This is a genomic window from Saccharothrix sp. NRRL B-16348, assembly GCF_001280085.1.
In the GTDB taxonomy this organism is placed as follows: Bacteria; Actinomycetota; Actinomycetes; order Mycobacteriales; family Pseudonocardiaceae; genus Actinosynnema.
The window spans coordinates 120743-128899 of sequence record NZ_LGED01000079.1 but is presented as its reverse complement, the minus strand read 5'-3'; the positions used below and the strand labels follow the sequence as shown (position 1 = coordinate 128899).

At 70.3% G+C, this 8157-nt stretch carries 5 protein-coding genes; all 5 read left to right on the top strand.

Going from position 1 to position 8157, the window contains the following annotated elements; genetic code table 11:
• Nucleotides 1-486: endo-1,4-beta-xylanase (locus ADK67_RS10340; protein WP_197289373.1), on the top strand; the 486-nt coding region annotated here is incomplete at its 5' end.
• A gap of 93 nt (nt 487-579) precedes the next feature.
• On the top strand, nt 580-1860 hold the full coding sequence (locus ADK67_RS10335) for a cellulose-binding domain-containing protein (RefSeq protein WP_053716176.1): 1281 nt from the start codon (nt 580-582) through the stop codon (nt 1858-1860).
• A gap of 567 nt (nt 1861-2427) precedes the next feature.
• A complete protein-coding gene (locus tag ADK67_RS10330) occupies nt 2428-3744 on the top strand; it encodes an extracellular catalytic domain type 1 short-chain-length polyhydroxyalkanoate depolymerase (RefSeq protein ID WP_053716175.1) in 1317 nt (438 codons plus the stop codon).
• Between the two features lie 37 nt (nt 3745-3781).
• Entirely contained in the window at nt 3782-5179 is a 1398-nt protein-coding gene (locus ADK67_RS10325) for an endo-1,4-beta-xylanase (RefSeq protein ID WP_231648110.1), read from the top strand.
• Nucleotides 5180-5337: 158 nt separating this feature from the next.
• Nucleotides 5338-8064 (top strand): beta-L-arabinofuranosidase domain-containing protein, encoded by a 2727-nt coding sequence (locus tag ADK67_RS10320; protein ID WP_231648109.1) that lies wholly within the window; start codon nt 5338-5340, stop codon nt 8062-8064.
• Nucleotides 8065-8157 lie beyond the last annotated feature (93 nt).

The window sequence follows — 8157 nt, the reverse complement described above, 5'->3', positions numbered from 1 at the left end:
GCCTGCCTCGCCGTCACCCGCTGCACCGGCATCACCGTCTGGGGCATCCGCGACACCGACTCCTGGCGCGCCTCCGGCACCCCCCTCCTCTTCGACGGCTCCGGCAACAAGAAAGCCGCCTACACCTCCACCCTCAACGCCCTCAACGCCGCCGGCACCACGGGCCCGACCACCACTCCGACCAGCCCGACCGACCCCACCACCACCACGCCGAACCCCGGTGGCTGCACCGCGACGTACTCCGAGGGTCAGAAGTGGAGTGACCGCTTCAACGGCCAGGTGACCGTCTCGGGCACGAACAACTGGATCGTCACGGTCACGGTCAGCTCGCCCCAGCGGATCATCGCCACCTGGAACACCAGCGCGACCTGGGAAACGGCCAACGTGATGACCGCCCGCCCGAACGGCAACGGCAACACGTTCGGCTTCACCATCCAGCACGGCGGCAACTGGAACTGGCCCAGCGTCTCCTGCCGGGTCGGCTGATCCACCGCGCGAGGACCCGGCCGCCACCGGGCCCTCCCCGCGCCCGATCCCGTCACGCCATCCGCCGCCATCCGGAGTGGGAGGAGCAAGTCCGTGCGCAGCAACGATTCCCGCGCGTCCCGGTCGGCCGCGTTGGTGGCCGCCGTGGCACTCGTCGCGACGACCGGCGCCCTGATCGGCGCGCAGTCCGCGTCGGCCGCGGCCGGTTGCCGGGTCGACTACTCGGTCGGCTCGCAGTGGCCGGGAGGCTTCAACGCCACCGTGGTCGTGACCAACCTGGGCGACCCGGTGAACGGGTGGCGGCTGTCGTGGGCGTTCGCCGGTGACGAGCGGATCACGCAGTCCTGGAACGGGTCGCACACCCAGTCCGGCGCGCAGGTCACCGCCGTCAACGCGGCGTGGAACGGCGCCATCGCCACCGGCGCCACGGTGTCCTTCGGCTTCAACGGCACGTCCGGCGCCGGCCCGACGACCCCGTCGTCGTTCGCCCTCAACGGCACCGTGTGCACCGGTTCGACGACCACGACCACCACGACTTCGACGACTTCGAGCACCACCACCACGACCACGACCACAACGACGACGCCCCAGCCGAGCCGTCCCATGGTCGAGAACAACTTCCCCGTCACCAGGGAAGGCGCCTACGGCGACAACCGCTTCACGGTGTTCCGCCCGTCGAACCCGCAGGCGATCGACCGCCCCCTGCCCGTGCTGGCCTTCGGCAACGGCGCGTGCGCCCACACGAACAACAGCGAGGTCACCCGGGCGCTGACGTTCATCGCCTCGAAGGGCTTCGTCGTGGTGGACACCGGCTCGGTCGACGGCTCGCCCAACGGCGTGCCGAGCGGGTCGCCCATCCCGTCCCTGCTGACGGACGCGATCACGTGGGCCGAGCGGGAGCAGAACCGCTCCGGAGCGGTGCTCCGCCAGCGCCTCGACCTGGGCAAGGTGGCCACCGCGGGCCACTCGTGCGGCGGTCTGGAAGCCATGGTCGCCGCCCAGGACCGCCGCGTGTCCGGTGTCGTCTCGTTGAACAGCGGGTTCTTCGCCGACGGCTCGTTCGGCTACCCGCGCTCCGAGGTCGGCAAGCTGCACACGCCCGCCATGTTCATGGACGGCGGCCCTTCCGACATCGCCTACGCCAACAACCAGGCGACCTACGACCTGGCCACCGTGCCCGCCGTGCTGGCCAGGCAGCCGGAGGCCGGGCACGGTGGCTTCATCGGCGGCAGCCAGCTGACCGACGGCATGACGACCGTCGTCCAGTTCCTGGACATGGTGCTCAACGGCAACCAGACCGCCCGCGCCTACATCCTCAGCCCGTCCGGGCTGGCCGCCAAGGCGCCCTGGGTGGTGGCCTCGAAGAACTTCTGATCCGCCGCACGAGGGGTAACGGCCGTCATCGGCACGCGCGAGGTCCAGCGCGTGCCCATGGCGGCCGTTTGCTGTCCGCAGCCTTGGCCGCACACCTCACCTATTGCTAAAATGTTAGCGCTAACTTGAGCAAATCCCTCCGCAGGTTGACAAGAGCGCGTCGTCCCATCGCGTCTCAAGTGGCCATTCGGCGCACTTCCCGCTTTCCCTACCCCGAACAGAGCAATGTTCAGGACTACCTGGGTCCACAGGCTTGTGAGCGTGAACATATAGCTGCCAAACTCCGGCACGGCACCTTTCCGACCGGGGCTCCACCCCGTTCCACCGCCATGGGGTGCGCCACGCGAACGCCGCCCCGCGCTCGACCTCGCCGGGTGTCGTCCGACCGCCGGCCCACCACCCGGGCATCCCGGGTGACCTCCCGAAAGGGTGGAACATGAACCTGACAGCGACGTCAGCGTCACGAGCCGCGCTCGTGCCGACAGCCTCCGCGCCCGCGCTCGGCGCGAGGTCCACCACGGCTGCCCCGCCGAGCGGCTCCGACCCGCGTGGGGAGCTGAGCCGCGCATGACGAACGTGAAGACCAAGGTCACGGCCGTCGTCGCGGCGGTGGTGCCGCTGATCGCCGCGCTCGCGCTCGCCGTCCTAGCCCCACCGGCGAACGCGGCGTCGTTGACGCGGGTGACGAGCTTCGGCGCCAACCCGACCGGCTTGAACATGTACGTCTACGCGCCCGACCGGGTGGCGGCACAGCCCGCCCTGCTGGTCATGGTGCACTACTGCGGTGGCTCGGCGAGCGCCGTCCACAACGGCAACGGCCGCGACTACGTCACCGCGGCGGACCGGTACGGGTACGTGATCGTCTACCCGGAGGCCACCCGCGAGGGCCGCTGCTTCGACGTGTCCACGGCCAACGCGTTGCGCCGCAACGGGGGCGGCGACTCCACCGGCATCATGTCGATGGTGTCGCACGCGCGGCAGCGCTACAACGTCGACCCGGCGCGCATCGTCGTGGCGGGCTTCTCGTCCGGCGCGATGATGACCAACGTGCTGGCCGCCCAGTACCCGGACGTGTTCAGCGCGGGCGCGGCGTACTCGGGCGTGCCGGCGGGCTGCTTCGCGACCACCAACGGCTCGCTGTGGAACAGCCAGTGCTCGGGCGGGAACCTCCTGAAGTCCCCGCAGCAGTGGGGTGACCAGGCGCGGGCCATGTACCCGGGCTACACCGGCCCGTACCCGCGGATGCAGTTCTGGCACGGCACCACCGACACCACGCTCGCCTACCCGAACTTCGGCGAGGAGCTGGACCAGTGGACGGACCTCCACAGGGTGAGCCGGACGCCGTCGTCCACCGACTACCCGCAGTCGAGCTGGACCCGCACGCGGTACGGCAACGCCGTCGAGGGCATCAGCATCCAGGGCACCGGCCACACCTTGCCGCAGCCCGGCATGCTCGCGTACTCCATCGCCTTCCTCGGCCTTGACCGTCCGCCCACGACCACGACGACAACCACCACCACCACCACGACAACAACCACGACGACCACGACGACGCCGGTTCCGTCCGACGCGTGCAAGGTCACCGCGGTGGTCAACGCCTGGAGCACCGGCCTGACCGAGACGATCACCATCACGAACACCTCCACCACCGCGGTGAACGGCTGGCAGCTCCAGTTCGCGCTCCCGGGTGGACAGGCCATCACCGGCGGCTGGAGCGCCACCTACTCCCCCGCCACCGGCCAGGTGACCGCGCGCAACGTCGACTACAACGCGCAGATCCCGGCGAACGGGTCGGTGTCGATCGGCTTCCAGGCCACCCACACCGGCACCAGCTCCGCCGCCACCGGGTTCACGCTCAACGGCGTGCCCTGCGCCGCGGCGTGATCGACCCGATCCACGAGACCCGTCGACTGGAGGCTCCGTGATCACCACGACGAAGAGGCTCGGCGCGGTGGCGGTGGCACTGGCGTCCGTCACCGCGCTGACCGTCATCCTGTCCCCGGCGGCATCGGCCGCTGCTCCCCTGCGCGACCTCGCCGCGGCCAAGGGCCGGTACTTCGGCAACTCCATGACCGCGGGCGACTTCAACGACTCGGCGTACCGCGCGCTGAACGCCCGGGAGGCCGGCGTCGTGACGCCCGGCAACGAGATGAAGTGGGACGCCACCCAACCCAGCCGCGGCAACTTCACGTTCACCCGCGGCGACCAGGTCGTCGCCGGCGCGGTCGCGGCCAACCAGAAGGTCCGCGGGCACACGCTGGTCTGGCACAGCCAGACCCCGCCATGGGTGCAGAACCTGTCGGCGACGGACATGCGCTCGGCGATGGTCAACCACATCAACACCGTCATGGGCCACTACAAGGGCAAGGTGTTCGCCTGGGACGTGGTCAACGAGGCGTTCGCGGAGGACGGCACGCGGCGGCAGTCGTTCTGGCAGCAGAAGCTCGGTGACGGCTACATCGCGGACGCGTTCCGCATCGCCCGTGCCGCCGACCCGACCGCGAAGCTGTACTACAACGACTACAACACCGACGGCATCGGCGCGAAGAGCGACGGCGTCTACAACATGGTCAAGGCGTTCAAGGAGCAGGGCGTGCCGATCGACGGCGTCGGGCTCCAGGCGCACCTGATCGTCGGCCAGGTGCCGTCAACCATGCGGCAGAACATGCAGCGGCTCGCCGACCTCGGCGTCGACGTCGCGATCACCGAGCTGGACATCCGGATGCGGACACCCGCCGACAGCGCCAAGCTGGCCCAGCAGGCGCGGGACTACACCGCGGTCGTCAACGCGTGCCTCGCGGTGGCCAGGTGCGTCGGCATCACGACGTGGGGGTTGAGCGACAACCACTCGTGGATCCCCGGCGTGTTCCCCGGCGAGGGCGCGGCGCTGCCGTTCGACGGCAACCTCCAGCCCAAGCCCGCCTACGACGCCATGGTCTCGGCCTTCGGCAACGTGCCCACGACGACCACGACTACGACGACGACCTCGGTGCCCGGTGACGCGAACTGCCGGGTCACCGACACCATCAACGCCTGGAACACCGGCCTGACGTCGAGCATCACCGTGACCAACACCGGCACGGCGCCGATCGACGGCTGGTCGTTGGCCTTCACGCTGCCCGGCGGGCAGACCATCACGTCCGGCTGGAACGCCACCTACTCACCCACCTCCGGCCAGGTGGCCGCCAGGAACGTCTCCTACAACGCCACCCTGGCGCCGAACGCCTCGGTCACCATCGGCTTCCAGGCGAACCACACCGGCAACACCGCCGCGCCGCCGTCGTTCACCCTCAACGGCAGCGCCTGCACGACCGCCTGACGGCACCGGGCTGCCGCCGGGACCACCGGCGGCGGCCCCGCACGTCTCCGGACCGGCCGCCGCCCCGGACCGCCATCCGAGACCACCCACGCTGCCACCGGGCTCGTCCCACGACGTCCAGAGCAGCCGAAGACAGGAGTGCCATGTCGTCCTCACCCTTGAGCCGACGCAGACTGCTGCAGGCCGCCGGGGTCGCCGCCGTCGCGACCACCGCGCCGTCCCTGCTCGCCGGAACGGCCGACGCGGCCTCGGTGCCGCCGGTCCGCGGTGACATCGGCGTGTCGGCGCACCCGTTCGACCTGAGCCAGGTCCGCCTGACCTCGGGGCGCTGGCTGGACAACCAGAACCGCACGTTGACCTACCTGAAGTTCGTGGACGTGAACCGGTTGCTCTACAACTTCCGGGCCAACCACCGGCTGTCCACGAACGGCGCGGCGGCGCTGGGCGGCTGGGAAGCACCGAACTTCCCGTTCCGCACGCACAGCCAGGGGCACTTCCTGAGCGCGTGGGCGCAGGCGTGGGCGGTGGCGGGCGACACCACGTGCCGGGACCGGGCGAACTACATGGTCGCGGAGTTGGCGAAGTGCCAGGCGAACAACGCGGCGGCGGGGTTCAACACCGGTTACCTGTCGGGGTTCCCGGAGTCGGACTTCGACGCGATGGAGGCGGGCTCGCCGAAGTCGGTGTCGTACTACTCGCTGCACAAGACCCTGGCCGGCCTGCTGGACGTGTGGCGCCACATCGGCAACACGCAGGCGCGTGACGTGCTGCTGCGGTTCGCGGGCTGGGTGGACTGGCGCACGGCCCGGTTGTCGTACAGCCAGATGCAGCGGGTGCTGGGCACGGAGTTCGGCGGCATGAACGCGGTGCTCGCCGACCTGTACCAGCAGACCGGCGACGCGAGGTGGCTGGCGACCGCGCAGCGGTTCGACCACGCGGCCGTCTTCGACCCGTTGGCCGCCAACCAGGACCGGCTCAGCGGGCTGCACGCCAACACGCAGGTGCCGAAGTGGATCGGGGCGGCCCGGGAGTACAAGGCCACCGGCACGACCCGCTACCGCGACATCGCGTCCAACGCCTGGAACATCACCGTCGGCGCGCACACCTACGTCATCGGCGGCAACAGCCAGGCCGAGCACTTCCGCGCGCCCAACGCCATCGCCGCGTACCTCAACACCGACACGGCCGAGGCGTGCAACACCTACAACATGCTCAAGCTGACCCGCGAGCTGTGGCTGCTCAACCCCGACAACGCGGCGTACTTCGACTTCTACGAACGCGGACTGCTCAACCACCTCCTCGGCCAGCAGAACACGGCCGACCCGCACGGCCACATCTGCTACTTCACCGGCCTGAACCCCGGCCACCGCCGCGGCAACACCGGACCCGCCTGGGGCGGCGGCAACTGGAGCACCGACTACACCACGTTCTGGTGCTGCCAGGGCACCGCCCTGGAGGTCAACACCTCACTGGCCGGCTCGATCTACTTCCGCAACGGCACGACTCTGACGGTCAACCTCTACACCCCGTCGACGCTGAACTGGACGGAACGCGGCATCACCGTCACCCAGACCACGACCTACCCGGCCTCGGACACCACCAGCCTCGCCGTCACCGGCAGCGTGGCCGGCGAGTGGACGATGCGCCTGCGCATCCCCGCCTGGACCACCGGCGCCACCATCAGCGTCAACGGCGTCGCCCAGAACGTCACCGCCACCCCCGGCAGCTACGCCTCGCTGACCAGGTCGTGGACCTCCGGCGACGTGGTGGCGCTGCGCCTGCCGATGCGGGTGGTCGTGCAGGCCGCCAACGACAACCCGGCCGTCGCCGCCATCACCTACGGCCCGGCCGTCCTCGCGGGCAACTACGGCAACACCGCCCTGTCCCGGCTGCCGTCGCTCAACGTCGAGTCCATCACCCGCACCAGCACGTCGGCGCTGGCCTTCACCGCCCAGGCCGACGGCGCGACGGTGAACCTCGGCCCGTTCCACGACGCCCACGGCTTCAACTACACCGTCTACTGGAACACCACCGGCGGCGGAGGCGGCGGGACCGCGGCCGGGTACCGGCTGTTCAACGCCGCCAGCGGCCTCGTGCTCGGCGTGCAGAACATGTCGACCTCCGACGGCGGTTTGGCCGTGCAGTGGGGCGACACCGGCACCGCCGACCACAACTGGCAGGTCGTGGTCGACGGCAGCAACATCCGGCTTCGCAACCTGAACAGCGGCAAGGTGCTCGGCGTCGAGAACATGGCCACCACCGACAACGCCCGCGTCCTGCAGTGGGGCGACACCGGCACCGCCGACCACCGCTGGACCGTGCTGGACAACGGCGACGGCACCCACCGGATCCGCAACGTCAACAGCGGCAAGCTGCTGGGCATCCTCAACGGCTCCACGGCGCAGGGCGCCCAAGCCGTGCAGGACTCCGACAACGGCTCGGCCGACAACCGGTGGCGGTTCGTGCCCACCGGCGCCCGCCGCGTCCAGAACCTGGCCAGCGGCCTGGTGCTCGGCGTGCAGGACATGTCGACCTCCGACGGCGGCTTGGCCGTCCAGTGGGACGACAACGGCACCGCCGACCACCTGTGGACCGCCGTGCTCGACCCCGACGGCTACTTCCGGCTGCGCAACTCCCACAGCGGCAAGGTCCTCGGCGTCGAGAACGGCGCCAACACCGACAACGCCCGAGTGGTGCAATGGGCCGACAACGGCACCAGCGACCACAAGTGGCGCCTGCGCCACGGCGCCAACGGGTACTTCCGCATCCAGTGCGGCAACGGCGGACGGGTCCTGGGCCTGTCCAACGCCTCCACCGCCCGCGGCGCGCAGGTCGTGCTGTACGCCGACAACGGCACCTCCGACCACCTCTGGCGCTTCATCTGATCCCGGAGCACCCGCGGACCGAACCGTGACCGGGTGGTCACCGACCGGCGAGAGCCGGTGGGTGACCACCCGGCGGACCGAGCGGCACGGCGC

What these genes read in the sequence shown, in the direction of transcription:
- ADK67_RS10330 (WP_053716175.1), top strand. Translation starts at nt 2,428, where the DNA reads ATGACGAACGTGAAGACCAAGGTCACGGCCGTCGTCGCGGCGGTGGTG.